The sequence below is a fragment of the Okeania sp. KiyG1 genome (genome assembly GCF_014132355.1).
Classification (GTDB): Bacteria; Cyanobacteriota; Cyanobacteriia; order Cyanobacteriales; family Microcoleaceae; genus Okeania.
Genome location: NZ_BLZO01000043.1, coordinates 50,261 through 76,607 on the forward strand (window position 1 = coordinate 50,261; position 26,347 = coordinate 76,607).

General features: G+C 36.3%; 32 protein-coding genes. 23 read left to right on the forward strand and 9 right to left on the reverse strand.

Going from position 1 to position 26,347, the window contains the following annotated elements; translation table 11 throughout:
• Positions 1–21 precede the first annotated feature (21 nt).
• The 5 genes from SAGCYANO_RS07650 to SAGCYANO_RS07670 all read left to right on the forward strand — a co-directional run bounded on the left by SAGCYANO_RS07650 (position 22) and on the right by SAGCYANO_RS07670 (position 4,227).
• Positions 22–1,629 carry a phage tail protein I gene (locus SAGCYANO_RS07650; RefSeq protein WP_202219529.1) on the forward strand — a complete coding sequence of 536 codons (1,608 nt, stop codon included), beginning with the start codon at positions 22–24 and terminating at the stop codon, positions 1,627–1,629.
• 3 nt (positions 1,630–1,632) lie between these two features.
• Positions 1,633–2,706, forward strand: coding sequence for a hypothetical protein (locus SAGCYANO_RS07655; protein ID WP_202219530.1), 1,074 nt, complete (start codon positions 1,633–1,635; stop codon positions 2,704–2,706).
• A gap of 117 nt (positions 2,707–2,823) precedes the next feature.
• A complete protein-coding gene (locus tag SAGCYANO_RS07660; RefSeq protein WP_202219531.1) occupies positions 2,824–3,438 on the forward strand; it encodes a Uma2 family endonuclease in 615 nt (204 codons plus the stop codon).
• A 139-nt stretch (positions 3,439–3,577) separates the two neighbouring features.
• Positions 3,578–4,006 carry a hypothetical protein gene (locus tag SAGCYANO_RS07665; RefSeq protein WP_202219532.1) on the forward strand — a complete coding sequence of 143 codons (429 nt, stop codon included), beginning with the start codon at positions 3,578–3,580 and terminating at the stop codon, positions 4,004–4,006.
• Positions 4,003–4,227: a hypothetical protein gene (locus tag SAGCYANO_RS07670; RefSeq protein ID WP_202219533.1), complete on the forward strand. Its 225-nt coding sequence runs from the start codon at positions 4,003–4,005 to the stop codon at positions 4,225–4,227. Before SAGCYANO_RS07665 ends, SAGCYANO_RS07670 begins: the two co-directional genes overlap by 4 nt.
• Before the next feature lie 424 nt (positions 4,228–4,651).
• Here the strand turns inward: SAGCYANO_RS07670 and SAGCYANO_RS07675 are convergent, their stop codons facing one another.
• The gene (locus tag SAGCYANO_RS07675) at positions 4,652–5,350 is read right to left on the reverse strand and encodes an RNA-directed DNA polymerase (protein WP_237395937.1); all 699 of its coding nucleotides are present in this window, start codon (positions 5,348–5,350) and stop codon (positions 4,652–4,654) included.
• A gap of 133 nt (positions 5,351–5,483) precedes the next feature.
• On the reverse strand, positions 5,484–5,885 hold the full coding sequence (locus SAGCYANO_RS07680; protein ID WP_202218494.1) for a hypothetical protein: 402 nt from the start codon (positions 5,883–5,885) through the stop codon (positions 5,484–5,486).
• A 164-nt stretch (positions 5,886–6,049) separates the two neighbouring features.
• Here SAGCYANO_RS07680 and SAGCYANO_RS07685 point away from each other — a divergent pair, with 164 nt between their 5' ends.
• Together SAGCYANO_RS07685 and SAGCYANO_RS07690 are read left to right on the forward strand one after the other, a co-directional pair.
• On the forward strand, positions 6,050–6,343 hold the full coding sequence (locus SAGCYANO_RS07685; protein ID WP_202219534.1) for a hypothetical protein: 294 nt from the start codon (positions 6,050–6,052) through the stop codon (positions 6,341–6,343).
• Between the two features lie 2 nt (positions 6,344–6,345).
• The gene (locus tag SAGCYANO_RS07690) at positions 6,346–7,068 is read left to right on the forward strand and encodes a transposase (RefSeq protein ID WP_375339895.1); all 723 of its coding nucleotides are present in this window, start codon (positions 6,346–6,348) and stop codon (positions 7,066–7,068) included.
• Positions 7,069–7,389: 321 nt separating this feature from the next.
• Here the strand turns inward: SAGCYANO_RS07690 and avd are convergent, their stop codons facing one another.
• Positions 7,390–7,815 (reverse strand): diversity-generating retroelement protein Avd, encoded by a 426-nt coding sequence (gene avd, locus SAGCYANO_RS07700; protein ID WP_202219536.1) that lies wholly within the window; start codon positions 7,813–7,815, stop codon positions 7,390–7,392.
• Positions 7,816–7,992: 177 nt separating this feature from the next.
• On the reverse strand, positions 7,993–8,700 hold the full coding sequence (locus SAGCYANO_RS07705; RefSeq protein ID WP_202219537.1) for a formylglycine-generating enzyme family protein: 708 nt from the start codon (positions 8,698–8,700) through the stop codon (positions 7,993–7,995).
• Positions 8,701–8,862: 162 nt separating this feature from the next.
• Between SAGCYANO_RS07705 and SAGCYANO_RS07710 the strand changes: the two genes are divergently transcribed.
• The 4 genes from SAGCYANO_RS07710 (at position 8,863) to SAGCYANO_RS07720 (ending at position 10,852) form a co-directional block, all read left to right on the forward strand.
• Positions 8,863–9,843, forward strand: coding sequence for a transposase (locus SAGCYANO_RS07710; RefSeq protein ID WP_237395940.1), 981 nt, complete (start codon positions 8,863–8,865; stop codon positions 9,841–9,843).
• A 25-nt stretch (positions 9,844–9,868) separates the two neighbouring features.
• Complete coding sequence (locus SAGCYANO_RS44340) at positions 9,869–10,246, forward strand: transposase (RefSeq protein WP_237395946.1); 378 nt, start codon at positions 9,869–9,871, stop codon at positions 10,244–10,246.
• Positions 10,247–10,430: 184 nt separating this feature from the next.
• On the forward strand, positions 10,431–10,640 hold the full coding sequence (locus SAGCYANO_RS50085; RefSeq protein ID WP_202219558.1) for a DUF6888 family protein: 210 nt from the start codon (positions 10,431–10,433) through the stop codon (positions 10,638–10,640).
• The gene (locus SAGCYANO_RS07720) at positions 10,637–10,852 is read left to right on the forward strand and encodes a DUF6887 family protein (RefSeq protein ID WP_202219538.1); all 216 of its coding nucleotides are present in this window, start codon (positions 10,637–10,639) and stop codon (positions 10,850–10,852) included. Before SAGCYANO_RS50085 ends, SAGCYANO_RS07720 begins: the two co-directional genes overlap by 4 nt.
• A 69-nt stretch (positions 10,853–10,921) precedes the next feature.
• On the opposite strand, the gene SAGCYANO_RS50090 is transcribed toward SAGCYANO_RS07720, so the two are convergent.
• The gene (locus SAGCYANO_RS50090) at positions 10,922–11,122 is read right to left on the reverse strand and encodes a hypothetical protein (RefSeq protein WP_375339896.1); all 201 of its coding nucleotides are present in this window, start codon (positions 11,120–11,122) and stop codon (positions 10,922–10,924) included.
• A 317-nt stretch (positions 11,123–11,439) separates the two neighbouring features.
• On the opposite strand from SAGCYANO_RS50090, the gene SAGCYANO_RS07725 reads away from it, so the two are divergent.
• Together SAGCYANO_RS07725 and SAGCYANO_RS07730 are read left to right on the forward strand one after the other, a co-directional pair.
• Positions 11,440–12,453, forward strand: coding sequence for a hypothetical protein (locus tag SAGCYANO_RS07725; protein ID WP_202219539.1), 1,014 nt, complete (start codon positions 11,440–11,442; stop codon positions 12,451–12,453).
• A gap of 503 nt (positions 12,454–12,956) precedes the next feature.
• Positions 12,957–13,613, forward strand: a complete 657-nt coding sequence (locus tag SAGCYANO_RS07730; protein ID WP_375339897.1) for an ATP-binding protein — start codon at positions 12,957–12,959, stop codon at positions 13,611–13,613.
• A gap of 238 nt (positions 13,614–13,851) precedes the next feature.
• On the opposite strand, the gene SAGCYANO_RS07735 is transcribed toward SAGCYANO_RS07730, so the two are convergent.
• The 3 genes from SAGCYANO_RS07735 to SAGCYANO_RS07745 all read right to left on the reverse strand — a co-directional run bounded on the left by SAGCYANO_RS07735 (position 13,852) and on the right by SAGCYANO_RS07745 (position 16,292).
• Positions 13,852–14,784: an Rpn family recombination-promoting nuclease/putative transposase gene (locus tag SAGCYANO_RS07735; RefSeq protein ID WP_202219541.1), complete on the reverse strand. Its 933-nt coding sequence runs from the start codon at positions 14,782–14,784 to the stop codon at positions 13,852–13,854.
• Between the two features lie 76 nt (positions 14,785–14,860).
• Entirely contained in the window at positions 14,861–15,475 is a 615-nt protein-coding gene (locus tag SAGCYANO_RS07740; RefSeq protein ID WP_202219542.1) for a hypothetical protein, read from the reverse strand.
• Positions 15,476–16,025: 550 nt separating this feature from the next.
• Positions 16,026–16,292, reverse strand: a complete 267-nt coding sequence (locus SAGCYANO_RS07745) for a hypothetical protein (protein WP_202219543.1) — start codon at positions 16,290–16,292, stop codon at positions 16,026–16,028.
• A gap of 260 nt (positions 16,293–16,552) precedes the next feature.
• On the opposite strand from SAGCYANO_RS07745, the gene SAGCYANO_RS07750 reads away from it, so the two are divergent.
• The 8 genes from SAGCYANO_RS07750 to SAGCYANO_RS07785 all read left to right on the forward strand — a co-directional run bounded on the left by SAGCYANO_RS07750 (position 16,553) and on the right by SAGCYANO_RS07785 (position 22,853).
• A complete protein-coding gene (locus SAGCYANO_RS07750) occupies positions 16,553–16,864 on the forward strand; it encodes a hypothetical protein (protein WP_202219544.1) in 312 nt (103 codons plus the stop codon).
• Between the two features lie 66 nt (positions 16,865–16,930).
• A complete protein-coding gene (locus SAGCYANO_RS07755) occupies positions 16,931–17,089 on the forward strand; it encodes a hypothetical protein (RefSeq protein WP_202219545.1) in 159 nt (52 codons plus the stop codon).
• Positions 17,090–17,113: 24 nt separating this feature from the next.
• On the forward strand, positions 17,114–17,725 hold the full coding sequence (locus SAGCYANO_RS07760; RefSeq protein ID WP_202219546.1) for a hypothetical protein: 612 nt from the start codon (positions 17,114–17,116) through the stop codon (positions 17,723–17,725).
• A gap of 122 nt (positions 17,726–17,847) precedes the next feature.
• Complete coding sequence (locus tag SAGCYANO_RS07765; RefSeq protein ID WP_202219547.1) at positions 17,848–18,252, forward strand: hypothetical protein; 405 nt, start codon at positions 17,848–17,850, stop codon at positions 18,250–18,252.
• Positions 18,253–18,493: 241 nt separating this feature from the next.
• Entirely contained in the window at positions 18,494–18,757 is a 264-nt protein-coding gene (locus SAGCYANO_RS07770) for a hypothetical protein (protein WP_202219548.1), read from the forward strand.
• Between the two features lie 1,733 nt (positions 18,758–20,490).
• The gene (locus tag SAGCYANO_RS07775; protein ID WP_202219549.1) at positions 20,491–21,222 is read left to right on the forward strand and encodes a Bro-N domain-containing protein; all 732 of its coding nucleotides are present in this window, start codon (positions 20,491–20,493) and stop codon (positions 21,220–21,222) included.
• A 634-nt stretch (positions 21,223–21,856) separates the two neighbouring features.
• Complete coding sequence (locus SAGCYANO_RS07780) at positions 21,857–22,393, forward strand: KilA-N domain-containing protein (RefSeq protein WP_202219550.1); 537 nt, start codon at positions 21,857–21,859, stop codon at positions 22,391–22,393.
• A 109-nt stretch (positions 22,394–22,502) separates the two neighbouring features.
• Positions 22,503–22,853 (forward strand): hypothetical protein, encoded by a 351-nt coding sequence (locus SAGCYANO_RS07785; protein WP_202219551.1) that lies wholly within the window; start codon positions 22,503–22,505, stop codon positions 22,851–22,853.
• Positions 22,854–23,027: 174 nt separating this feature from the next.
• On the opposite strand, the gene SAGCYANO_RS07790 is transcribed toward SAGCYANO_RS07785, so the two are convergent.
• Positions 23,028–23,456, reverse strand: coding sequence for a hypothetical protein (locus tag SAGCYANO_RS07790; RefSeq protein WP_202219552.1), 429 nt, complete (start codon positions 23,454–23,456; stop codon positions 23,028–23,030).
• Positions 23,457–23,532: 76 nt separating this feature from the next.
• Here SAGCYANO_RS07790 and SAGCYANO_RS07795 point away from each other — a divergent pair, with 76 nt between their 5' ends.
• On the forward strand, positions 23,533–24,978 hold the full coding sequence (locus SAGCYANO_RS07795; protein ID WP_202218496.1) for an NF041680 family putative transposase: 1,446 nt from the start codon (positions 23,533–23,535) through the stop codon (positions 24,976–24,978).
• A 141-nt stretch (positions 24,979–25,119) separates the two neighbouring features.
• The coding region (locus SAGCYANO_RS07800) for an ISAzo13 family transposase (protein WP_202218595.1) at positions 25,120–26,347 on the forward strand (1,228 nt) is incomplete at its 3' end.

Below are 26,347 nucleotides of genomic sequence, written 5' to 3' on the forward strand. Positions count from 1 at the left end.
TAGTATTAGCCTAGGTTAACAATGAATGAACAACAATTAATTAGTACCTATCAACAATATTTACCAGCAATTCTCCAAGAACAGGTTTTTCTGGGTCGTTTTTTATTGGCTTTTGAAAAGATTCTTAGTGGACTTGATGAAACCCCTACTGAGGGACAAATTATTACAAGTGAAAATGTACCAGGATTAGAGGAAATTCTAAGTGGGATTCATCTCTATTTTGATCCTGAAAAAACACCAGAGGAATTTTTACCTTGGTTAGCTGGTTGGGTAGCTTTAAGTTTAAGGAATGATTGGAGTGTTGAGGTAAAAAGAGCTTTTATTTTAGAAATTGTTGAATTGTATCGTTGGCGGGGAACAAAACAGGGATTAAGTCGAGTTTTAAGTACTTATTTGAAAATTGCTGGATTAGGGGAAAAGGTAGAAGTATCCGACAATTTTACTGGTTTTCCCTATTATTTTCAGGTTCAATTAACATTAAATGACCGCGATCCTGTTAAGTATTGGCAACAGGCTAAAATAGCTAAAGCAATTATCGATCAAGAAAAACCAGCACAGACATATTATGCTTTAAGAATTCTGACGCCAACGATGCAGATAACGAGGCGATCCGTGTGGTCTTCTGAGCCTTTTACATTATTTGAAATAACCCAAGAACAAACATTTACTATAGAGGTTAAAATTACTTCCAGTCTATTTAATAATGGTGAAATAAATCAATTACCTGAACAATTAGTTATTGAACTGCAAGGTAACTCTCAAGCAATTACTCTAGAGCCACCTGAACTTATTATTGAAGGTGAAAATTTAGCTGTAAAATATACCTTGACTTATCAGCATTTTCAAGATAATTTAGATGGGTTTAATGTCAAATTATCTAATCGAACAGATGAATATTTTACTGGGAATTTAACTATTAAATTATATTTTCAGCTCAATCAAACAATCTATGATGATATACTACTCAGAGAAGAACGGATAAACCTATCACCTGTATTAAAAATATGCAATCAAAACGATGCACAAAAAATTATCGAAGGAAATACAATTTTTCGAATTGCCACTGTTTCCCAAATGTCAGGAATGAGGATTACAGAATATTTGTGGAAAGCTTATATCTTTAGAACATTTACAGCTCCTAAAATTCAAGAATTAGAGCCGGATATTACTGCTATAATTGAGAAAATAGAACTAGAGGCGGTTGTAGAAGTAACCCAACCCAACCCAGTAACTCCAGAGATGCTCAATAAAATTACAGTTCGGATCAAAGATAATGTCTCTAATTTTCATTTATTGACTCCAGAAACTACTATCGAAGATAATAAAATTCGAGTAAAACGCTCTCTCTATTATTATCAGTTTATGCAAACCATAGATAGTTTAACAGTTACAATTAAAAATCTCAATAATCTTAAAGTTCAAGGTAAAGTAACTGTGCAAGCATCTTTAGAAATTAATCAGGAGTTATCCTCTTTTCAATTACTAGATGAAAATTTTGAACTAGCACCAGTTCCTCTTAAAAATATTCTACAAATTTGTTATGATAATGAGGTTGGAGAAGATATTATCAGAGAAACAATTCCTACTATTTTAGGAACAACCACTCAATCATTAGATGGACAGGAGTAAGTTATGCTTGAACCAACAGATTTTAGTGAATTTCCTACCGAATATCCCAACTATTTTCCTGGGCAATATTTATTAGCAGATGATTTTAAACTGCAACATGATTATTTAAGCTATCGCCTTCGTTACCATAACCGAAGTCTTCATGTTTCAGGAATTATTGAAGGACTAGAAGTTACAGTTGCAGATGGTGATAAATCTGTGCTGATTACACGTGGATCAGCTATAGATGATCAGGGGAATCTGATTGTTTTAAAAGAAGAACAAGAGTTTAATGCATTTAATGGTTTAAGTGAAGGGGAACTTTATATTCAATACGATGAACAACTTGCAGAAAAACAACAAGATGGTGTAGACAATAGCTATACACGCTCGATAGAGACTCCTATTTTTGGATTTGCTGATCCAACACCTGAGCATTGTGTAAAGTTGGCAAAACTGAAAATTTCAAGCGATCTCATTAGCGACAATGATCCTAACATTCGAGAATATTCAGGTGTGTATTTACCAAGCTCTAATGGCACAGCATTGACTCTACGTTATCAGGGTAATGCTGATCATAGGGCAGTTTTCACAGGAAGTTTAAAGATAGATGGAGATTTGACGCTACAGAATGGAGTAGCGGTGAATAACATTTCTAGCAATGCTAATCTTGGGGATAATAATGATACGACAATATCAACAACGAAAGCAATCAAAAGCTATGTTGATAGCAAAGTAGAAGAAGATGGAGAATGGGAAACACTAAAATTAATAAACGGTTGGACAAATCAAGATAGCAACGAACTTGGATATTTTAAGGATAGTTCGGGAATTGTTCACCTGAAAGGCGTGCTAAAATATGAAGATTTAATTCAATCGAAAACTGCGTTTCAACTTCCTGGTGATTGTAAACCATCAACTGATTGTTATTACCCTGTTGGTAGTTATCCTCCATTCTCTTATGAATATTATCAATATGGTCCTTTCATCAGCTATATCACTATCTCCGCCGGCACTGGAGACGTAAAATACATTTGTAGGAGCGTTTTGAATAATGCCGTAATGTATTTAGATGGTATTACTTTTAGAGCAGCATAATAATTATCAATAGATATTAGTTTAGTGCGATCGCTCATACCATCTAGCAAATAAACATCAAACCAATAGTTTACCTTTATTATCATCACTGGGGATGTTGATGTTCTAAAAAAAAATATGACTCAAGAAACTCTAACTTTACTAACTTTTGAACAATTTCTTCAGCAATACCCTGAAGATGGAAGACACTACGAACTACATCAAGGAGAAATAGTAGAAATGCGTCCAATTGGAGCGCACGAAAAAGTTGCCGCTTTGATCGCAAGAAAACTAGATGTAGAAATTGAAAAACACTCTTTGCCTTATTTTATTCCTCGTAGCTGTTTAGTTAAACCAAAACGGGAAGGAGAAGGTTATCTGCCTGATATTATTGTTTTAGATGAAAACGCCCTGGAAGCAGATCCCTATTGGCAAAAATATTCTACTATATCTAGAGGAAAGTCTGCCAAGTTAATCATTGAAGTTGTTAGCACAAACTGGCAAGATGATTATCTAACCAAACTAGCAGAATATGAAAAGCTAGGTATCCTAGAATATTGGATAGTTGATTATCGAGCATTAGGCGGAATAAGATATCTGGGTTCTCCTAAAATTCCCACAATATGGGTTTATCAACTAGAAAAAAATGAGTATCAAGAAGGTAAACAGTTTCGAGATGATGACTTGATTCAATCTCCTACTTTTCCTGAATTAAAATTAACCGCTCAACAAATTTTTCAAGTTGGAAATTAGCGATCGCGACAATGACTAATATTATAGCGCACATAAAAATCTATCAAAATTATGAGATTATGGAATAAACTAGGAGGAGAATTAACCTACCCCTAGCCCCTCCCAGGAGGGGAGATATTTTTTTAGCAGATATTAAACTATGGCAGATTTCATTCTGATCACAGGCGATCAAGCTATGTTTAACCCGACTTTTGGCCAAGCCATTGTCACCGTCCGTCCAGGGAATTTAATTGGCACAGGTAAGAGTAAAATAAACCAGAAACTTGTCTGCGTAGACGGCGATGAAAAAAAGGTCATTGTTCCTGGTTGTCCTTACATGACACCACAATATAGTATTCCAGGGGTGGGAATGCTTTCCATAGAATCCTTGGCAGGCAATCAAAAAGCTAAAAATACCAAATCTGGGGGTAAACCTGTATTGCTGAAAGGAGCATCCTTCAAAGCTAAATTTCAAGTGATGGTTCCCGCACAACAACCCTCAGCACCTAGTCCTATTCCCGATGCTACCCCCCAATACTCCGGGACTGGTACATTTATGACGATGAATATGAAGGTAAAAGGAACATGAAAGAACAATTAGAGAAACGTTTGGCGGAACTGAAAGCCGAATTTGAGTCAGGACAGAAGGTTATGGCTGAATATGAGGCTAAAGTTGCCAATCTACGGGATACTTTACTTCGTATTAGTGGGGCAATTCAAGCTCTGCAAGAAGCAATCTCTGAAGAAAATGAAACAGACAAGGATAGTCCTCTTCCCGAAATAGCAAATGTAGAAGATACTAATTTATGAGGGAGTTAAATTAGACAACCTTTCGGCAAACCTACTAAGCTGTCTAATTTTGGTTGATTTTCGGAAGCTAAAATAACTTCACTGGAACTGACTGGACTCTTCCACCATATCAGTAAATTCCCATTTACCAACTCTGACAATGAAGAGTGCTAGGGGCAGAAAGCAGGAGACTACACACTAGGCACATAGACAATACGAAAACCCCTATTGTTGTTGTGGTTGTCCGCATTGTTCCTATTCCGATTGGCGCTCCGACAATTCCTGGCATTGTTGTTCCAACTGCCTCCACGAAGCCGGGATTGTCAGTCCCAGAAATTATTCTATCACAAATTTGAATGAATTTACAGCGCTTTTTAAATTGATGAACTACATCGCCATAACCAAAACCTTCTAGGGACGTTGCATGCAACGTCTCTACTGTGGTCTACTGAAATGAAAACTGCTGTAATATTTTTTGTTTTAAATGCCAGGTATTGCCGTGGGCTAAATGGGCAAACCAACTTTGCAGAGATTTTTGGATTTGAGTAGATTCTATTTTTCCTAATTGGTAGTCTGTTTGTAATTGTCTTAATTTTTTTCTAGCCAATCTTAAATTTTCGGAACGTATTCTAATGCGGTCTGGCAAAACTCGAAAACCGACAAAGTTAGCACCTTTTTTTGTGGAAAATAATTGACTTTTAATGGGATGAATCTTGAGGCGGAGGTTGGCTAAATATGTTTCGATTTTTTGTCTGGCTGCGATTAATAATTCTCTGTCGTCTGAGAATAAGCTAAAGTCATCAACATAGCGCAGATATTTTTTTAACTTTAGTTCTTCTTTGATAAAATGGTCAAAGTTATTTAAGTATAAATTGCCAAAAAATTGACTGGTTAAATTTCCTAGAGGTAAACCTCTTCTGCGGTTTATTGGTGTGAGTAAATCATCTCCTGGAAAATAATTTAATACTGGGATTTGTTCGTTACTCCCATCAATAATTTTGTCGATTAACCATAGGGTGTCTTGACATTTGATTTTCCGACGAATAATTTCTTTGAGTATTTGATGGTCGATACTAGGGAAATATTTTGCTATGTCGCACTGTAAAATATAGCGACTGGAACGGGAAAATTCTGTAAAACTCACATCTTGCACCAACAAAAGTTGATATGAAGAACAATAACTGAAATACTTATCTGATCGGAGGTGGGAGTTAGTTATCTCTTCTCAATAGAGAACTATAATGAAGAAGTAATAAAAACCAGAGGGTAAATTAATCTTACTCTACCCGATGACCTGCTTTTTCTTCATCGGGATATAAATCTAACCAACTTTCATAAAGTGCTTCGATAGCTGAAGTTAATTGCTCAATTTTACCTCTTCTAATCACAGCATTCACTCCATCTATATGTGCTTGACTTCCTGCTTTTCCTAAATGTTTAAAACGCGAAAATTCCCCTTTTTTATTACTTTTTGGGAAAACAGATCTAGACCCTTTGAGTTGATAATACCAATAATGATATTTTTGCCCTTTGGCTTGATACCGTGCTACATAACAATCAGCAGGAGCAACCCATCCTGAAGCTTCAATTTCTGATTTTTCACGTTTTAAAGCAGCTATAGCTTCTCTAATACGGTCTGCTCGCTCTGCTATTTCTAGATTACTGTTGATTTTAGCCATTTTTTGAGCTTTTTGATTATGGAATATGTTATTATAGTTCTCTATTTTAAACAGAGAACTATGTTGCCTCACCCCATTTTATCCCAAGTTGACGAATTACTCTGCTCTTTAAAAGAATTAATGCCCACAATTTATCAAAAGAAACTCTAGAATCTGTTTTAGGCTTGTTTCTACATAGTCAAGGAAATGCTGTTCCTCATCATTGTCAAACCAAATCAGAAAGTGCTATTAGTCGCTTCTTAAATCATTATAATTGGTCAACTCGTTCTCTGATACGCACTGTTCGTTCTTTCATTCTCAACTTAGTTTTATCTGAAAGAATAAAAGGACGAAAACTCATTTTACAAGTTATTCTAGATTTAACAACTCTTGAAAAAGTAGGGAAGTTTGTTCATCTAAAAGAATTAGTTAGAGTTTATAATCATAAAAAGGTTTACACATCGTTGTTCTTTACTTAGTTATAGGTAATTGGCGATTTCCTTGGAGTTTTCGTGTATATAGAGGCAAAGGAACCTCATCACCTTCTCAACTGGCTTTAAAATTACTGAATACATTGCCTTCTATTTTGACAAAATCTTTCCCAATTTATGTTTTAGGAGATACAGCCTTTGGGACAATTAAATTCATTGAAAAACTCCGTGACAGTTCTTTTAATCATCATGGAATTCTTGGCATCCCTAATACCAGAAAATTAACTGATGGACGTAAAGTGTCTGAACTAAAAACTCGTGGACAACAAGTTTATCTAAACGGCTTAAATTTTCCTGTCTTCTTATCATGGGTTTGGCTAAAACGAGATGGAAAAAGAGTTAAGCGATTTGTTATTTCAACTAAACCTATGAAGGGAAAAACTATCGTCCGTTGGGGAAAACGTAGATGGCAGATTGAAGGTTTCTTTAAAACGGCCAAACATCAATTTAGTCTCCATCGTTTTGGACAAAAAACTTTATTAGGGGTTTATCGTTGGTTAATTCTTTCTCTCGTCTCTTATTTATTAGCTTATTGGATTTATTTACATAATGGTTATTTTGATGATTTAGATTGGTATGATTCAGCCGAAAAAGCCTTAGTTTTGCTCTTACCTCAGATTTTACTCCTTTCCCTTATCAAAAAATTAAAGTTACTAAATCCTTGGTTTTATAAACACGGTTTGGAACTTTGTCTTGTCAGGTGCAAGATGTGAGTAAAACGACGCAGAGCTTTATGGGTGCCAAAATTGATTCTATTGGCATAGGAATCATGGATAAATGTTTTTTCAAAGATGGGAACAATAATATTACATAGGGCATGATGGATAATTCTGTCCCGGTAGGGGGCAGCAGAAATCATTCTGGTTTTGCGGTCGATAATTTTGAAGGTTCTATATTCTCCTGGCTGATAAGTTTTGGTTTCTAGCTGTGTTTTTAGTTTTAGTAGTTCTGGCTCTAAGTTGTAGTAAAATTTCAGAACGTTGTCTCTATATTTTTTTCCTTTCTGGGATTTTTTGGCTGCTAGGAGGAGATTTTCAAACCTGGCTATTTGAGGAAATAGGTTTTTGTGTCTTTTCACTGTTAATACTTTGGGGATTTTTCTGGTTTTTTTGTTGTTTAACCCAGCCACCTAATTCTTTGCCTATATCGCTGATTAGTTGGCTGACATATTCATAGCGTTTGTTGTTGATTAATTGGAAATCTAAGAGAATTCTGGTTTGATAACGAATGATGTCTAGTTTGGGATTGAGAGATTCTAGTAATTTGAGTTTTTCTGAGGCATATTTGGCAGTAATTAGGGATTCTAAAAAATCGTATAAGCCATTAATCCCCTCCTGGGAGGGGTTAGGGGTGGGTCTATCTCCGATTGTGTATTTGTGAGTTTTGGGTAGTCTGTTAATAATTGGTACATACCAAATAATTAAATCGTAGGTTTTTTGAATAATTGATAGTTCATTCATGTAATTAAGGTAAGGCAGGAGGCAGAAGGCAGAAGGGTTAGAGGTGGGTCTATTTCCTAAATCTCAAAAAAAAATCGACCCGCTTTAGTGGGGAAAGGAGAGGAAAGAGGAAAAAGGGCAAAGGGGAAAAGGGGAAAAGAACAAAGGGGAAGAATCTTAGGGGCAGAAAGCAGGAGACTACACACTAGGCACATAGACAATACGAAAACCCCTAATGTTGATGTGGTCGTCCGCATTGTCCCAATCCCGATAGGCGCTCCGACAAAGACCGGCAATGCTGCCCCAACTGCCTCCACGAAACACCCTATTATTGTTATATCCTCCTTCCAGCCAAGCACTACCATCATCAGGCGCTTCATTATAATCATCATGCCAAATATCCTCACACCATTCATAAACATTGCCGTGCATATCGTATAAACCAAAAGCATTGGGAGGAAAAATTCCCACCTCTGTTGTTTTTGTTCGATTTTCTCCTGGGGGTCTATCATCACTGCCATTATAGTTAGCTAATTCAGTCGTTATACTTTCGCCAAAATAATAAGGTGTTGTTGTTCCTGCACGACAAGCATATTCCCACTGACTCTCACTAGGCAAACTGTAAGTTCCCTCCGTTATTTCGGATAGCTTTTCACAAAATTCTGTCGCATCGTTCCAACTTACTTTTTCCACAGGGAGGTTTTGTTCCTTAAAATTAGAAGGATTTATTTCCATAATTTCCTGATATTGACGTTGAGTAATGAGATATTTGCTCATGTAGAAAGGCTGGATATTGACCTTATGTATCGGCTTTTCTCTGTTATCCTTTTCTGAACCCATTTGAAAACTACCCCCAGGAATATAAACCAGTTCCAAGAATAAATCTAATTGATTTATGGTCAACATATACGTTCTTTGCTAAAATTAACTACTATTCTATTTAAGCATATCTCAGTAATTTATCTAAATGTTGGTAGAAGACCCGCGCTCTCTCGCACCTTTAGCGTCGGGATGAATACCAACCCATGCTATAATATAGCAACTAATATTAGTAACAGGTCGATAAAATTGAAAGCTAGATATAAATATCGTATCTACCCTAATCGTGTCCAAATAACTAAATTAAATCAATTATTTGGTTGTTGTCGGTATGTTTGGAACCAAAGTTTAGCACATTGTAATCAGTTGTATATTAATGGTATTATAAAGCCTTCATATACTGATTTAACTAAACAATTCATAACACAAGCTAAAAGAGAATTACTTTGGTTGAAAGAAGTTGCTTCAACTCCATTACAACAATCATTAAAAGATTTAGACCAAGCTTACAAAAATTTTTTCAATAGTTGCAAAGGTCAACGAAAAGGAATTAAGGTAAAACCACCTAAATTCAAGAGTAGAAAGTCAAAGCAAACTGCCAGATTTGTTGGTGCTAATTACCAGATTAATCAAGATAAAATCTATCTACCCAAAGTAGGTAAGATAAAAATAGTTTGGTCAAGGCCATTAGCTAGTAAGCCTACATCTCTAACAATTATTAGAGATTCAGCTAATCGCCCTAGCATTGCTAGTTTTGTCGTAGAAATTAACCATGAATCTTTGCCTATAACTGATAATTCAATCGGGATAGATTTAGGTATTTCGACATTTGCTACATTGAGCAATGGAGGGAAAATATTAGCTCCCAAACCTCTTAAAAAGAACTTGAAAAAGTTAGCTAAATTTCAAAGAAAGTTTGCTAAAACTGAACTAGGTAGTAAACGTCGTGAAAGACGCAGGCTAAAAATAGCTAGGCTACACGCCAAAATCAAGGATATTTCCTACGGAATGCTGCGCAAACGTACAGATTTTCTACACAAGTTGTCTACTAATTTAGTTAGAAAATATGACACAATTGTATTAGAAGACTTGAATGTTTCTGGCATGATTTCCTACGGAATGCTTCCCTACGGGATGCTACGCAAACGCAAACGTAATCGCAAGTTAGCTAAGGCAATTAGTGATTTAGGATGGCGACAATTCCGTACTTTAACAGAGGCGATCGGGTGAGAAATATGGTCGTGAGTTTAGGGTAATAAATAGATGGGAGCCGACAAGTCAAAAATGCAGTTGTTGTGGTTTCCGTGGAGGCAAAAAAGAATTGAATGTCCGTGAATGGACGTGTCTCAAATGTGGGGCAAAACATGACAGAGATGTGAATGCTGCTATCAATATTTTAGGAGTTGTGCAACCGAAAACCAAGGTTGAAGTAATTCAAACTGAAGCATTAGAAACACCTATACAACTATCACTTTTTGTTAGCGTAGCTCCTCCGCAGGAGGCTGTCGTCGCGGGCGGGCAGTCCGAGACGTTAAACAAGACGAGGATCCGACGTAATTCTACCCGTAAAAAGGTAGTTGATGGCAATGAGTCGTCTACCCGCCCTGAGTCAATTCAACTTCGGTTGTTCTGATGGATGGGAATCCCGCGCTCTCCCGTAGGGGAGCGTCGGGAGGATGTCAAAGACATCTCTAGTCGCTAAATTAAAGGACTAAAGCTATGGTAGAATTAGAAAAAAAACACACTACTAATATGTTGCCCATGTCCTACAGTGAATTTAAAATTATAGCTGAGGTGCGCGATCGCTATGTTAAAATATGCAGATTCAGATAAATTTAAGGAGTCTAATTATACCTACATCAGAACAAAAGACTAGATGTTATGTACTATGTTGCTGGTTTACCAGACTCTACTTACCTATTAATATTGTTCGTTTAGATGAACGCACAGGAAATATTTTTTTCCTTGCAGGTGAAGATAACATCATAGAAATATATCCTAACGGAAATTGGAGATACATTGAATGAATCAACCCAACTTTCAAGCAATGAGTCAAAAAGAATTGCAAAGTTATATGTTAGCTCATAGAGACGATCCAGAGGCATTTTATGCTTATATAGATAGGTTACACCAAGAAGGAAACTGGATTGAGATGCCCCCAGTAGATTCAGTTGAGGATTTGGAAAAATATCCTGAGTTTACAGCTAGATTTCGTAAAGACTCCCAAAATCAACCATAATTTTTAGTCCGATATGTGGCGATTATCATGCGATCGCCACTGATATAAAATTTGGTTGAACAATCGTCATTATCGGGATTTAATATGATATAAACCTGGTTTCTCTGCTTTTGAGCGTTTCAAGTTAATTGGTAAATAAAATCTTGTTACCCAACAAGATAGAATATAACATTGTAAGAGTTGTGCTTGTGTAGGAATAATTTTTTCTCCAAAAGCTGAACAAATAATATTAGATGTAGGTTGGGTTGAGGTACGAAACCCAACAACAATCGGTAGTGCGTCAAGGAAGTGTGGTCCGGGTGGGAAGTGTGGGAAGTGTGGGAAGTGTGGGGCTGGGGGTGGGTTCGGTTAGGGGTCGGTCTCGTACGGACTAAGGATGCTTAGTCCCTACCGTACTTCTTAATGCACTATTTTAGATGAAACAGTAAGGTTGTGTGGGGTTTCCCTTCGGGAAGCTCCGCTAACACTCCGTTCAACCCAACCTACATTTTTAGGTGTGTCAGTCTACTACGAAAAAAGACTGAATAATATTAATTTTACGATAAAATTCTAAGATATCCATTCTACAATTACCTGAGATAAAACCTATGGTAGAACCATTAAAAGCCAATTTACAAACTCAGAATACAAAAACAAAAATATTTAATAAATCCATCACTTCAAAAACACAAATCACCCCAGATATTAATGGGTTATTACCTCTTATTCAAAATTTAGATCGACGTATCACTCAATTTATTTCCTCTCTCCAAAAACACTGTCAAACTGAACAAAAATATGGCATAACATGGTTTCAAAAAATGGAGATAGCAGATGATAAAACCTCTAGTCAAATTTCTGCAATTTCTCTGATTTATTGGTTACAAAATACTTTTGAATTATCTCCTTTTGACTTAGATATTTTAACAGTCACCCTGGCACCGGAAATAGATAGAGAATATGAAAGATTTTATGCTTATATTCAAGATGAAACAAGTCACAAAAAACCTACGGTAGATTTAGTCTTAAATCTATACTGTTCTAATATTCTGGAAAAACTCTCACGACGTCAACATTTTACTACCAATGCACCTCTAATTTCTAATGGTTTACTCTATCTATCCTCAGAATCAACTTTCCTTTCTCAACATCTGATTATTAATCCACAAGTTGTCAGATTACTATTAAATCAACCAGGATTAGATTCTCGACTTATTTCTTATTGTCAATTAAAAGAAACAAATATATCTGCCGATATCTTATATCTCAATCCCGATATCCAAGCCAAACTACAAACCTTAGTTAAAGAAGATTGGCAGAAACAACAACCACTTCTGCTTTATTTTCAAGGAAGCGATCGCCCAGGTAAATGCAACACAGCTCAATTTCTTGCTCAAACTTTAGAAATTCCTTTATTAATAGCTGATTTAGCCAAATTATTAGAAGATAAATCCAACTTCCAACAAAACCTAGAATTAATATGGCGAGAAGCATGGTTTTTTCAGCGATTATTATATTGGGAAAATTTCGATATTCTCTACCTCCCAGAAAATCAAATTCCCTATCAATCTTTTATGAGAAAAATTGAAAAAAAAGAGGTATTACTATCTTTTCTGGAATAAAAAAATGGCTACCCACAACCACAGGTGCAAAAGGTTTAATTACCATTACTTTTACAATTCCTGAATCCAGTCAACGTCGAGAATATTGGCAAAATTATTTAAACAAATTAGAAATTAGTATTGAAGAGAAAGAATTAGAAATATTAAGCGATCGCTTTCGTCTCACCCCAGACCAAATAGCTAATGCAGTAGCTACTGCCTATAATACCACACGTTGGCAACAAATATCTGAAACTAAAAATGAATCTTTAAACAATACTTCCACAGAAAAATCCCAACCCTCATTTATTGACTTATGTAGTGCAGCACGCCATCAATCAGGTTACGATTTAATAAATCTAGCCCGTAAAATTGAACCAAAATATACTTGGGATGATATAGTATTACAGCCCAAGCAACTAACACAACTACAAAATATTTGTAAAGAAGCAGAATATCAAAATTTAGTATATAATAAATGGGGTTTTACTACTAAATTATCATTAGGAAAAGGTTTAAATGTTCTGTTTTCTGGCACTCCCGGTACAGGAAAAACTATGGCAGCAGAAGTAATTGCCAATCATTTACAACTAGATTTATACAAAATAGATTTATCGCAAATAGTTAGTAAATACATTGGCGAAACAGAAAAAAATCTCAACCGAATATTTACCGCAGCAACCAATTCAAATGCCATTCTCTTATTTGATGAAGCTGATGCCTTGTTTGGTAAACGTACAGAAATACAAGATGCTCGCGATCGCTACGCTAATATTGAAGTCAGCTATTTATTACAAAAAATGGAAGAGTATGAAGGCATTACCATATTAACTACAAATTTTCGTAATAATATGGACAAAGCCTTTGAAAGAAGACTCCGATATATTATTGAGTTTTCCTTACCAGATGCCAACCATCGTCACCTAATTTGGCAAAAGATTTTTCCCAAAAATGCACCTTGTAGTCCCGATCTAGATTTAGAGTTTCTAGCACAAAATTTTGAGATTACTGGAGCTAATATACGCAATATCGCCCTGACAGCAGCATTTTTAGCAGCAGATGATAGTCAAGTAATTGAGATGGTCCACTTAATTCGAGCCATACGTCGAGAGTACGACAAAATGGGACAAATTCTGCGGGATAAGAATTTAGGTTCTTATGTAGGGTTTGCTGAAATGTAGCAGCAAGCAATTGATTACAGTTAGACTAACAGCAGTAGTTAATTGTTTTTGTTGATGGCGATCGCTACAAATCCTGCTCAATTACCTCTCAAGTCTAGCCGTAGTTCTTTTAAGTAGTATAGGTTGGACTTCTTTAAAAAAGCGCGTGGTTTTCTGTGAATTTGCTACCGATACCCCTATAAGAAGAGGTAATTATTAATTATTAATTATTAATTATTAATTATTAATTGTTGATTATTTACTCCTCTCTTTCTCTTTGACTATCTAACCAAATTTCTACATCTACAATAGTTTTCATGTCAAAAATTTCCTCCCCTAAAATATCTAATTTGGCCAAAGATAATTGTTGGATTTGACTCTCAAATTCTGGAGAAATTTCTCCTAATATTCGCCGAATTAGACGTAATATTTGTTTAACTGCTTCCTCAATTTTTCCTTCTTCTCGACCTTCTTCTTTAGCCTCCTGTTTCGCCAAACTAATCTCACCTTTCCTATCCCCAATAAATACTTCTTGTTTATGTAACTCCTCTAATTCTTCATTACTTAGATTAGCTCGATTAGCAATATTTAACGCAGCTTCAATTTCTGCTACTTCTCCAAGAGAATCAGGAATTACTTCTAAGTTAGGAGCAGATTTAAGGAAATAAATCCATTTATCACTCTCAGTTTCTAACTCTGATAATTCTTTGTTAAATTTGGGTAATTCTAAAAATATTAGTTTTAACTCGTCTCGGTAGTAAAATGAATCTTTCTCCTCCTTGAATCTAAATTTGTTAATCATTTTTTTGGCTTCTTTAAATAGCACAAAATCTGTAATAGTCAAAGCAATAAAGGGTTTTAAAGTTCGATATCCTTCCCCAGTATCTAACTGATTGCCATAAGCTTTAGCTAGATTATAAATTACTCTTTTTTCAAATGCTTCAACGTTCAATACTTGCATCTCAATTATGACTGTAGAGCCATTATCTAATACAGCTCTAACATCAAGATAAGTATCCTTAAGAGTTTGAGTAACTCCTGGATTATAGGGGTCAATTATTTCCAGAGATTGTATAGTATGATGATTGTCATAAACTATGGCATTGAGAAAACTAATTAATATTTGTTTACTGCGGTTTGAACCGAAGATTTTTTTAAAGGCAAAGTCGGTTTTCGGACTGATAAATTTCATAGTTATATTGTTTATGGAACGAATGTTAAACTTGTAGTTGGACTTTAGTCCTATCTTCTCTATAAATTGTACTAAATCATCTCTCAAGTCCAGCCTTAGTTTTTTCAAGTAGTATAGGCTGGACTTCCTTTAAAAAGTAATCCACATCAGATTTACTCAAGTGGCTATCAACATTTTTCCACTTTTCTTGTTCCCAAACAACATCAAGGATTTTCTTTTCGGTGCTATTATCGTGTACTGTAAGACGACGATCGCTCTTATCCCAATGAGCCGTATTTTTAGAGCCTTCAAGGTGAGCAGTTTTGGAGTAGTTCATCACACCAGTTACCACACCAGCTACTTCAGATGCCCAAATATCTTGATGTTTTGCTTCCGTTTCAGCTTGCTGAATATCTTTTAGGTCAAATCCAGCATTGAAAGCATCACTTATATCCCAACCTTTCTTTACCTCTCCAGCATGGGGGACTTCTGCAACAGTAGCTTTTTTACCAATATCTTGCAGTGCCTTAGCCATTTTTTTTGCACCCTTTTGTCCCTCATCATGCTCGTCAAATCTGTCGTAAAAAATCACTACTTCCTTACCAGGAATGGCCTGAAGTTGTTCTACAGGAGGAACGCCCCTAGCTCCCGTAGAAGTACAAGCCACAGCGATCGCTTCCCCCGACTGATGCACTGCATCCCCTAACCGCACCGCATCCCACGGATCCTCAGTCAGATAAGTTTTTTTATTTTTTGTTTAAACCGAACACCGCAACCAACACCTCAAGAACTCCATCTAACCAAAACTAGCCAAGATGAACTAAGCTCACTAACCCAACTGCGACTAAATTTATATGAGTTCGTCGTACCTCCTCATCTCATATAAATTAAGTCTTAGTAAGGGTTGCGTCAAGGAATTGCCGCCGTTCGCAAGTTCATCTAAGGCTTCGTTTCCTCCTGTCGTCGGAACCAATCGTTTTGGTAAGATTCCGTAGTCTTTCGGCTTTTGGTAGCTACAGTAGTCGGCGAATGATGCGAGTGCAAAAGTTTCGGTTGCTTCGCTTTTATTTATCTGAAGGGGCGCGGTGGGACCCCCTCAGACTCCCCCACAAAGCAAAAATTAGTAACTCGCACAGACTATTGATATTTTTTTGTTGCTTCGCATCTTTATCGTCTGGCGAGATACTACCGCTACCGCTATTTTTGCTCCAGATACGTGGCGAACGCTACAAATCCTACATACTTACTTCTACAGAGGTAGATTAAATATCTTCTGGTAAATTGTTTGCTGTCTCATCAGTAGGTATCCTTTTTCTCTTCATATGCTCTACTACTGCACTGGTTATTGCTTCCCTAATGAGAATTGTTCTTTCTTTTACGGGAAGCGATCGCAAGTATGTATCTATGTCTACCTCTAATTTTACACTGATCGCCTTTTTTGCAAGAGGTTTCAGGGGTCTGTTGGTTTGAGCTATGCGTTTATTTTTATGAAAGGCTGAGTCTTTAGGTTTAGGATTACGATTGGGCATACAAAATATTATTTTCCTCTATATTATATTCTCCTATTATATGTGCAGGATATCCTGGTTGACTGGGATATATAAGTGATACTTATCGCTACTTGAGTTAACCCATAGTAATATCATCTAAAATCAGTAGTGAATCCTAGTTGACTGGGATATAATTTAAGTATAGAGGAAAAGAAAAGCCTCTATAAAAACCAAAAGGGACACCACTCAGACCGACCAAAGTTGAAGTGATGTCCCGCCCCTAAACTAGGAGATACTATATGTTAGCACAACAAATCCCCACAACTACTACTACAGCTACAATTACTTCTACAGTTCCTTCTACTTCTCCCAACAACAACTGGCTATATGCAGGTACAGACGAAGCTTGGTTGTATACAGATTACAGCCAGCCTCCCTACAACATTTGCACTTGCACTGAGGCAGAAACTACAGCATATAAACTCCCTCTGTATGAAGAAGACTTAGGTTGCTACGACTGGTCTACTCCTGCAAAAACACCAGAGCAAATCTGGCAGGAAGTAGAAGAGTTTGAAGCATCCGCATCTCCCGATGACTACGACGAATTCTAGGTACTCGCCATGACGAGCATAGAGGTAGCGATCGCGTAAGCGGACTGGAAGTCTATCGCTGCTTCTATGGAACTGGGCAGAATAGTTTACCCAGAATACATAGAGGCAGCAGTGAGAGTAGGTGAGGATATATCAATACTAACACCCGATGCAATCATCACTATACCAAGACGAATTTTTCAAACCTACATAACCGACTGGTTAGAAGCAGTCGTAGAAATCTAACAACTCTAATATAGGAGCCAAAAAATGGGATACACACATTATCTTCAAAGACCTTTAGAACTGGAAAATTTTGATAAGACTGCCTTGGCAGTAGAAGAATGCTATAAGATCGTAAGGAGCTTTGGCGTAGATATTGTTGGGGGCAATGGAGAACCAGATACAAAACCAGAGTTTAGCTCTGAGAGGATTTGTTTCAATGGTTCTGAGAAGCAGACCCCTGGAGTATGGACTGCTGAAGGTGATTTTGGTATTGTTTGGCCGAGTGATAAGAAGAAGCCCGTGGCAGTTTCAACTTCTCCTGTGAACGGACAGTGGTTTGGAGGGGCAATGTTAGAGAAACGCATCGCACCTAATTGTGACGGCAGCTATGAGACCTTACATATTCCCAGGACTTACGAAGTCAATGAGTGGTCAGAAGCAGATAGTTCGGGTAATTACTTTGAGTTCTGCAAAACAGCCTATCGACCGTATGATCTGCTCGTCATGTGCGCGTACCTTGCTACAAGGTACTATGATCGCCGTTGTGTAGTCAGTAGTGATGGTGCCCCCATAGAGTGGCAGATAGCAGTGGGAATATTGTCTAAGGTACTTTCAGACACAGAAAACTTGATTTGGAAGTTACTCAAGAAGTATTAACCAAATAGTTACTGTAATAGTATCACTACCATTTTCGTACACACATTTCGTAACTACATACTTTACTGGTTGGACGCACTCATCGAAGTCCAACCTATATCAAATCTTACAAATATAAAACAATGACCAACTTAACTTACAGAGAATTACAAGAGAAAGTGTATACAGGTAAAAGATACACTGCAGTTATTAAGCTAGATTCTATTCAGTTTCACGAAACTAAATATTTAGAGGATAATAGAACCGCACCTTTTTGGCGAGTTTTTGATAAAAAGTTGATGAATTTCATCAAAGATTTGCTAATAGAAACCAGTATTGATTTAGTAGTATGTAGATTGTACATTATTTTAGGAGATGCTTATTTGAACCTACCTTGGGAATTAATTGAAGGTTCTGGTAGGTATGACATTGATTTACGCAAAAAACCATTTAAACAGTTTATAGATGCTATCTATAAAGCTTCCGAGGATAGCAACAATTTATTAATGAAACAACAGAGTAATAAATATACTTTTTTCATGTTATAAATTCAGTTTGTGAATACCGTCCTACAGGATTGTATTTTAAGAGAGATTTAGTTGTATCGCTCAAGAAAAAATGGGAGCAGGAGTTAGATATTATATAACAGTCGAGTGAATATGAAATAACCATTCTGGATGATTATCCTTAAGTCATTGCTCAGTGTTTTTGAGAGATTCCAGGTGGTTGACACTCTAAACCAAGTTTTCCAATGAATATATAATCATAGGTTTCTAAGAACGGGTACTAATGGATATCACAGCAGAACTAATTAAACATTTACAGGATGGTGATCGTGTCTATACTTTTAATCCACACAATAGATACCTACGTCATTCGACAGGTAAACCGTATTGGGGTACTATCAAAAAAACTCCCAAAAATACATGGGTTATTTTTGACAGTGCGATAGGGTTTAAGAAAAAGGCTAAATTTGAGAGTTACTTTTTTACTAATGACGATTTAGACAGATTAAGAGCAGTTTTATTGGAAAAAACAAGAGATGCTAAATAACTTGGTTGATGCTAGAGCTGAAGTAGAACTGCACCAATAATTAGAATAGAGAGATGGGCGATTATTAAAGGCAAAATAATTTTACTAAAGACAACCTAAACACAATAAATATATGCGAAGCAACCCCTTAAAAGACTGTCCACTAAAAAGCAACGTTGGAGATATCAAACAATACACAGGATATAGGTATTTGATTCTTAATTACAAAAACATAAGATTTGAATGCAGTATTTGGATACCAGGAGGAACAACAAAAACCATTCCATATTCTGAGCAAGTTCAAAAAAAGTTAGATTCTGCAAGTTGCAAAATCGAAATTGACCTAATTGGTCGGGGAATCATGGACGGAAAAAAACTCTTAGACCTATAGAGCTATTATCTCAAATAATGGTGTTCAATACGCTTTATTTGTAATAACAAAACCCCCTGAAAACTAAATTCTAGGTAGAAGTGAACCTCTATAGTCGGCGAACACACAATCCAGGCTGCTCCGCTAAAACTTTTCCCCAACACGCCCCTAGTTAAATTAATGCAGAAAACAAAAGTTGTTGGTGAGGCGGGGCGGTTGGAGCGCTAACGCTAAAAGTTTTGCCTGGATTGTGTTCAAATTTGGTTGTTACAGATAGATTTTAGATGAGACAAGATATTAATTTGTGAAAGTTTTATATATCAAAATCTTTATTGGATTTACAGCTCGGAAGCTGGGTTGCATATATGTGTATCAATAAAAAAATCTTACCATGAGATTTTCCGATAGAGTATGCTATCGGAAAATATTTAGGAGCTTACCTCAACCGTAGGTAAAAAGGGCAACTCAGCAGTGGATTTTGATAATCTAAACCTGTGTAACTTGTGAACCGCTATACTCTTGATAGTGTCTATATTTTTGTTTTCTAATATCCTTTGTTTGTCAAGTTTTCCGATAGCATTTGCTATCGGAAAAAGTCTAGGAGCTTACATCAACCGTAGGTAGAAAAGGTAAATCAGCAGTAGATTTTTGATAAACCTGTGTAAGTTGTGAATTGCTATAATCCTGATGATGTCTGTATTTTGGTTTTCCAATATGCTTTGTTTATCAAGTTTTCCGATAGCATTTGCTACCGGAAAGGCATAGTGAAAAATTGTAAATCAATCATTTTTATCATCTAACTTTTGATATTATTAGTTATAATATATGGATAAAGTTTGACATTAATATACCTATTTATAGAGGTATTTTTCAATAAAAAGATTCCCAGACAACTAATTCCCATATTTTCAGTGTCTCTCTGTGCAAATGTTTGCAGGATATGGGAATTCCCATATCTTATTTTTAAGGAGTAAAAATGGCTGAAATAATCAAGGTGTTTGAAGACCAAGAAATTACTATAGCTGAGGATGGTATGTGGAATGCTTCAGCAATTAATAATTACTCATTCTTAAAAGAATGGGATTGACTAAAAGGAAAAATTTTGATTTTATCCCCTTAAAATGGGAGGCTTTTAAACCTGATTTTTTAATTATTAATAGTTAATTATTGCTTAGTAATCATTTAGTAATGGTTTTACCATCATTTTTCAAGGTACATTGTACCCTTTTTTTCTTTATTTCGTGGTGTTCGCAAATGAATAAATATGTTATTATAAAAAAATCTAGCGAATTGTTTCCAATACTTTCGCTAGAGATGACAAAGGCCAAATCTACTAACTCGCCAAAGTTATCGGTAGATTTGGCCACCTAAATCCTATTATACTATGAAAAACAACAATACTCAACTCTCAGTTTTCAACTTCCAAGAGTCAGAAGTTCGTATTGTTATCATTGACAATGAGCCTTGTTTTGTGGCCAAAGATTTGTGCAACGTCTTGGGAATCAATAATCATATAGATGCTGTTAGCCGATTAGACGATGATGAAAGGGGGTCGGTATTAGTGGATACCCCTGGTGGAAATCAAGTAATGTCAATAGTTTCAGAATCCGGAATGTATTCTTTAGTTCTCAAATCTCGCAAGAAACAAGCTAAGGTTTTCAAAAAATGGATTACCTCTGAAGTCCTGCCATCTATCCGCAAAACTGGTCAATACTCTATTGAACAGAAAATCCCTACAACTGGGGATGTTTTGCAGGCGATGGTTAGCGCATTTAAGCAACACGAGCAACGCTTATCAGTTATTGAACAGGAAAATATCATACTAAAGCAGCAGCTAGCCGAACAGCAAGAAGTTGTAGAAAGCGTTGAAATGCTGGCTGAAGCCAACTCTTGTGAGCTAGAACGGTTTAGGAATAGTCATGGTTGCTGGTACAGCGTTGTCGGTTATGCGACGAAGTACGGCTTAGGCTCGTACTCTGTGAAGACGGCATCAGCGTTAGGCCGGAAGGCTACAGCACTTTGTAAGCGAATGGGGATAGTACCTGAAAAAATTAATGATCCTCGTTTTGGAATGGTGAATACTTATCCAGAACATATCTTGGCTAAAATAGTTTAATTTAAAAACTTAATAAGGATATGGGCAGCCCATATCCTGGATTATTCTGCTAACCAGAAGCAGCCAATATTCCTGCCGTTGGGAGGATAGGTTGGAGATGGATAGAGAAGATGAGCGAATCATTCATATTTGTTGAATTATTTGACAGCGATCGCTAACGCGAAGACTCTTCGCGTTGTTCCGCGTTTTTATAGCTTACAAGCTTTTTTAATGCCAGCTATTATTTCAGTAATTCAGTAATTTGTACTGGGTATTTTCTAGTAAAAATTTTAGGATAAATAGGTAAGTTTTTAATTTCAACCTACCTATTTGTTCTAACCTAATTTTGATATAAATTTATGAAACGCTAATTAGCGTTCCTTAAATAGATTGATATATAGCTTTGATATAAATCAATGATTTATGGAGTTATAAAAATCTATTAATTATTAGTAAGTATCAAAAAAAATCGGGTAATTTATAATATAAAATATTTCTATTTTTCATGTCTAATGAGACAAAAAAACACAATTCAGAGGGATATTATTGAAGGATAATATGTCATAATTGCCAAAAACTGTAACAGTGAGACGTATATATATCAATATTTTTACCGTAACTCTTCAAAGCGTAGCGGTTTTTAAAAGAGTACAAAATGAGTGAAATAATTAATTTGTTTGAAGGCGAAAAAATCGTAATAAATAAATCTGGAATGTGGGATGCTACAGCTATGTGCAAAAAGTATAATAAACGGGTGAATAATTTTTTCAGAACACAACAAACAAAAGATTATTTTTCAGCTCTAAAAAGAAAATATAATTATTCAGATGATGAGCTGGTTCAGGTAATTCAGGGCGGTAACAATCAAAAAGAGCAAGGTACCTGGATACACCGCAAGGTAGCTCTCAAACTGGCTGCATGGCTAAATCCTGACTTTGAAGTATGGGTTTTTGATATTATTGAGAAATTGTTAACCCAAGGTGAAGTCAAACTAAAGGATGAAATTGCAGAATTGCAGAATTGTCTAGATATCTCTGAATATAGGTTAGAGGAAAGCAAAGCAAAAGCTGAATATTGGCAGAATGAATACAGTTTATATCGACACGGACATCACCCCGAATATGAAGAAGTAGGACAATTCCAGGAGGGAGACTTACTATTGGGAATGCCAACAGAAAATAAGGTGGACTAATTAGAGATTATCATAGGCGATTGCAGATTAAAGCTGCCACTTAAGGTGCAATGCTTTGAGGTCGCGTTCCCAAATACTGGGATTATTGTAGATAGGACATTTTTAGGACATGGAAATTCTATTTTTAGATTTAGACGGCACAGTCAGAAAACCAAAATCGGCAAGTAAATTTATTACTTCTTTTGCCGACCAGCAATCCATACCCGGTGCCCTGGAGGCGATCGCCGATTATGCCTCAAGAGGATATTTAATCGTGGGAATTAAGAACCAGGGAGGTGTGGAAGCAGGTCACAAATCCCTGGAAAGCTGCATTGCAGAGCAGCAGTATACATTAAAGCTATTCCCACAAATTCACTCAATTCTGTTTTGCCCTGATTTTGCGGGCAATGAATGCTGGCGATGTTATAAAGATAGAGTATGGAACCGTAGTGATAAGAGACTGTTTGTAAAAAAAAGCTAAGGAGCCGTGTAAAAATAACTTGAACAAATTACCTCCAAAGCTAAATAATAAAAGTATCACGTTTATTGTTTTGGACTTTGGACAAAAAAAAGTAGTTAGCGTAATAGTTACACTAACTACCAAAATTAAGGTTTAAAGACCGAATTCATACTGGAATTATCTTTGTTTTTGACATTATTTATCATCCCGAAGATCATAGGATGGGTCTGGTTCAATTTCTCCACCAAAACAAATATCTAAATAACTTTCTTGAAGGGAATGAACAACTCTCTCCAACTCATCAATAAGATTCCTTCGACTCATTTTTTCAACTGCATCAATATGAGCTTCACTACCCGCTTTGCCTAAATATTTATATTTAGTTTTTTTCTGACTATCAGTAGCCATAGGAAAAATCGGTGAAGCAGATTGTAATTTATAATAATAGTAAAGTTTCTGATTTCTATTGACTTGATAACGGATGATATGAACTTCACGAGGAATCACCTCTCCTTCTCGTTCAATTTTCTTAATTTTCTGCTTCATCTGACGGATTAAACCCTGAATTTGTTTCCCTCTAATGGCTGCAGGTTGAGTGGTTTGCTTGGATTTCGGTGTAGACATGAGACTGAATAGTTAAGAAAGGATTTATGTTGGCGTAAAATATACACTAACATTCAGAGGTGTATTATTCACAACCATGGAAAATCAAGAAAACAGTCAATCAATCAAGGAGTTCTTATCCTGGAGGCAAAACCTTTATCATGGAGTTAATGCAAGAATTGAAACTATTATAGAATTAGTAGATGCCCTTTCATCAAACTCCATCGCAAGTTCGGTAGTAGAATTGTCTGAACATCCTTTATTTCGACGAAATTATAACAGTTTATATAAAGGAATTCAAGAATTTTTACCTGATAAAAATGATGATAATTACTCACAACAAGTTAATTACTTATTAGAGGCTGCGTCTCAAACAATTCCTACTCCAGTTTCCCGACATTTTCATTTATTTGGAATTGATACAACTCCTTGTCCACGTCCTTTTTCAGCTACATTGGCCGACAAAACTTTTATCAATTATCCCAATCCAATTAAAGGAAATAAACCCATTAGTATTGGCCATTATTATTCAGTTATATGCGCTTTACCAGAGAGAATAGCAACAGGTAATGTACCTTGGGCTGTTCCCTTATTAGGAGAAAGGGTTCCCTCGTCAGAAAAGGCTACTAACATTGGTAATAAACAACTGGAAAAAATCTTTAAAACTGCTTCTTTCTCTGGAGAGAAGTTATCAGTTTTAGTTGCTGACAGTTTCTACAGCCAAAGAAATTTTATTGGAGAACAAGTCAAGCATAAAAACTTAATTACCGTGACACGAGTGAGAAGCAATCGAGTCTTTTACCGTCAATTTATCAGGAAAGAACACCAAGCAATTACTTCAGGACATCCCCGTTGGTATGGAGATAAATTTGACCTGAAAGATGAGAATACTTGGCATGAACCTACGGAGGTTAGTCAATCCATTTTTACTACTAGAAAAGGTCGTCAATTGACAGTAACAATTTCGGGTTGGAACCAGATGTTAATGAAAGGAACTCAGAACTATAAAATGAATCGTTATCCTTTTACTTTACTACAAATTAATATTACTGATGAAGTAGGTAATCAGATTGGGAAACCGATGTGGTTAATTGTTATTGGTTCTCGACGTCAAGAGTTAAGTTTGATTGATTGCTATGAATCTTATCGGCAACGTTATGACATAGAACATCTGTTCCGATTTGGTAAACAAAGATTATTAATGACAGCTTATTCAACCCCTGATGTTGAACATGAAGAAAATTGGTTCAAATTAACATTAATTGCTTATGTTAATTTATGGGCTGCTAGGAATTTAGCCATTGTTTTACCCCGTCCTTGGGAACATTATTTGAAGACTAATAAATCAGTTAAAATCACTCCCAGTTTAGTTCAAAGAGATTTTTATCGAATAATTTCGACTTTGGGTACAATGACGACATCTCCTAAACGTCGAGGTTATTCTACCGGACGGATTAAAGGATATAAAACAACACCACGAACTCGTCATCAAGTTATCATCAAAGGCAAAAAAAAATCCAAAAAACAACGAAAAGTTTCTTAGTAGTGGGCGACAACTCTTAATTATTGCCATTTTTCAGTGATTAAATTCACTGGAGACAGAGAAATATTTCTCTAATATAGTTAGCGTAAATATTACGCTAACTGTTTTCTTTTTGTCCAAAGTCCAATATTGTTGGGTAATATGTCTGATAACTCTGTAGTCAAAACTATTCAAGACAAGTATGAATTGTTGTGGCCTTACTTAAACGAAAAAACACGACGTATATGGGCAGCTATTGAAGCTCAAAGCCTGGGTTGGGGAGGTCTCACCTTGGTGGCCAAAGCAACTGGACTTTCGCGGACAACAATTCATGCTGGTATAGATAATCTCTGTAAATCAGATGGAACAACAAGATCGGACTACAGCGATCGAATTCGTGAATTTGGTGGTGGCCGTAAACTACTAGAGGAAAAAGACCCAACTCTGTTAACAGATTTGGAATTACTGATTGAACCCGCGACTTTAGGAGACCCAGAATCTCCTCTGAAATGGACCTCAAAAAGTGTAGCTAAATTAGCAGCAGGATTGAATCAAGGGGGACACAGAATCAGCCCTAAAAGTGTTTATAATTTACTGGAGTCTCTTGGTTACAGCCTACAATCAAATCGTAAGACTCGCGATCGCTCATCTCACCCAGATCGAGATGCTCAGTTTTTACATATTGCTCAACAAGTTAGATATTTCCAATCTGAAAATCAACCAGTCATTTCTGTTGATACCAAGAAAAAAGAATTAATTGGGGATTTTAAGAACTCTGGTCATGAATGGTGTGTTCATGGACAACCAATAGAAGTACGAATGCACGACTTTGCTGACCCGAAATTGGGTAAAGCAATTCCCTATGGAATTTATGACTTAACTTTGAATACTGGATGGGTGAATGTTGGCATTGACCACGACACAGCCTGCTTTGCAGTGGAGTCGATTCGCCATTGGTGGTACTCAATGGGTGAAGAACTTTATCCAGATAGTCAAAAGATAATGATTACAGCTGACTGTGGTGGTAGTAATAGTTATCGCTCCCGACTATGGAAGTTAGAACTACAAGAATTTGCTGACGAGATTAATCGAACTATTCATGTGTGTCATTTCCCTCCCGGTACCAGTAAATGGAACAAAATTGAACATCGCTTGTTTTGCCAGATCACCCAAAACTGGCGTGGCAGACCCCTAAGTAGCTTGCAAGTCGTGATTAATCTTATTAACAATACTACTACCACACAAGGATTGAATGTAGTTGCTCACCTAGACGAAAATTTTTACGAAACAGGAATTAAAGTAAGTCGCGAAGAATTTAATGCCATTAGAATTGAGCCAGACTTTTTTCATGGTGAATGGAATTATATGATTAAGCCGAGAACAATAGCTT

Bases quoted from the DNA above. Each gene is read 5' to 3' on its own strand.
- SAGCYANO_RS07650 (WP_202219529.1), top strand. From the start codon at position 22: ATGAATGAACAACAATTAATTAGTACCTATCAACAATATTTACCAGCA.
- SAGCYANO_RS07655 (WP_202219530.1), top strand. From the start codon at position 1,633: ATGCTTGAACCAACAGATTTTAGTGAATTTCCTACCGAATATCCCAAC.
- SAGCYANO_RS07660 (WP_202219531.1), top strand. From the start codon at position 2,824: ATGACTCAAGAAACTCTAACTTTACTAACTTTTGAACAATTTCTTCAG.
- SAGCYANO_RS07665 (WP_202219532.1), top strand. From the start codon at position 3,578: ATGGCAGATTTCATTCTGATCACAGGCGATCAAGCTATGTTTAACCCG.
- SAGCYANO_RS07670 (WP_202219533.1), top strand. From the start codon at position 4,003: ATGAAAGAACAATTAGAGAAACGTTTGGCGGAACTGAAAGCCGAATTT.
- SAGCYANO_RS07680 (WP_202218494.1), bottom strand. From the start codon at position 5,885: ATGGCTAAAATCAACAGTAATCTAGAAATAGCAGAGCGAGCAGACCGT.
- avd (WP_202219536.1), bottom strand. From the start codon at position 7,815: ATGAATGAACTATCAATTATTCAAAAAACCTACGATTTAATTATTTGG.
- SAGCYANO_RS07705 (WP_202219537.1), bottom strand. From the start codon at position 8,700: ATGTTGACCATAAATCAATTAGATTTATTCTTGGAACTGGTTTATATT.
- SAGCYANO_RS50085 (WP_202219558.1), top strand. From the start codon at position 10,431: ATGCAGATTCAGATAAATTTAAGGAGTCTAATTATACCTACATCAGAA.
- SAGCYANO_RS07720 (WP_202219538.1), top strand. From the start codon at position 10,637: ATGAATCAACCCAACTTTCAAGCAATGAGTCAAAAAGAATTGCAAAGT.
- SAGCYANO_RS07725 (WP_202219539.1), top strand. From the start codon at position 11,440: ATGGTAGAACCATTAAAAGCCAATTTACAAACTCAGAATACAAAAACA.
- SAGCYANO_RS07735 (WP_202219541.1), bottom strand. From the start codon at position 14,784: ATGAAATTTATCAGTCCGAAAACCGACTTTGCCTTTAAAAAAATCTTC.
- SAGCYANO_RS07745 (WP_202219543.1), bottom strand. From the start codon at position 16,292: ATGCCCAATCGTAATCCTAAACCTAAAGACTCAGCCTTTCATAAAAAT.
- SAGCYANO_RS07750 (WP_202219544.1), top strand. From the start codon at position 16,553: ATGTTAGCACAACAAATCCCCACAACTACTACTACAGCTACAATTACT.
- SAGCYANO_RS07755 (WP_202219545.1), top strand. From the start codon at position 16,931: ATGGAACTGGGCAGAATAGTTTACCCAGAATACATAGAGGCAGCAGTG.
- SAGCYANO_RS07760 (WP_202219546.1), top strand. From the start codon at position 17,114: ATGGGATACACACATTATCTTCAAAGACCTTTAGAACTGGAAAATTTT.
- SAGCYANO_RS07765 (WP_202219547.1), top strand. From the start codon at position 17,848: ATGACCAACTTAACTTACAGAGAATTACAAGAGAAAGTGTATACAGGT.
- SAGCYANO_RS07770 (WP_202219548.1), top strand. From the start codon at position 18,494: ATGGATATCACAGCAGAACTAATTAAACATTTACAGGATGGTGATCGT.
- SAGCYANO_RS07775 (WP_202219549.1), top strand. From the start codon at position 20,491: ATGAAAAACAACAATACTCAACTCTCAGTTTTCAACTTCCAAGAGTCA.
- SAGCYANO_RS07780 (WP_202219550.1), top strand. From the start codon at position 21,857: ATGAGTGAAATAATTAATTTGTTTGAAGGCGAAAAAATCGTAATAAAT.
- SAGCYANO_RS07785 (WP_202219551.1), top strand. From the start codon at position 22,503: ATGGAAATTCTATTTTTAGATTTAGACGGCACAGTCAGAAAACCAAAA.
- SAGCYANO_RS07790 (WP_202219552.1), bottom strand. From the start codon at position 23,456: ATGTCTACACCGAAATCCAAGCAAACCACTCAACCTGCAGCCATTAGA.
- SAGCYANO_RS07795 (WP_202218496.1), top strand. From the start codon at position 23,533: ATGGAAAATCAAGAAAACAGTCAATCAATCAAGGAGTTCTTATCCTGG.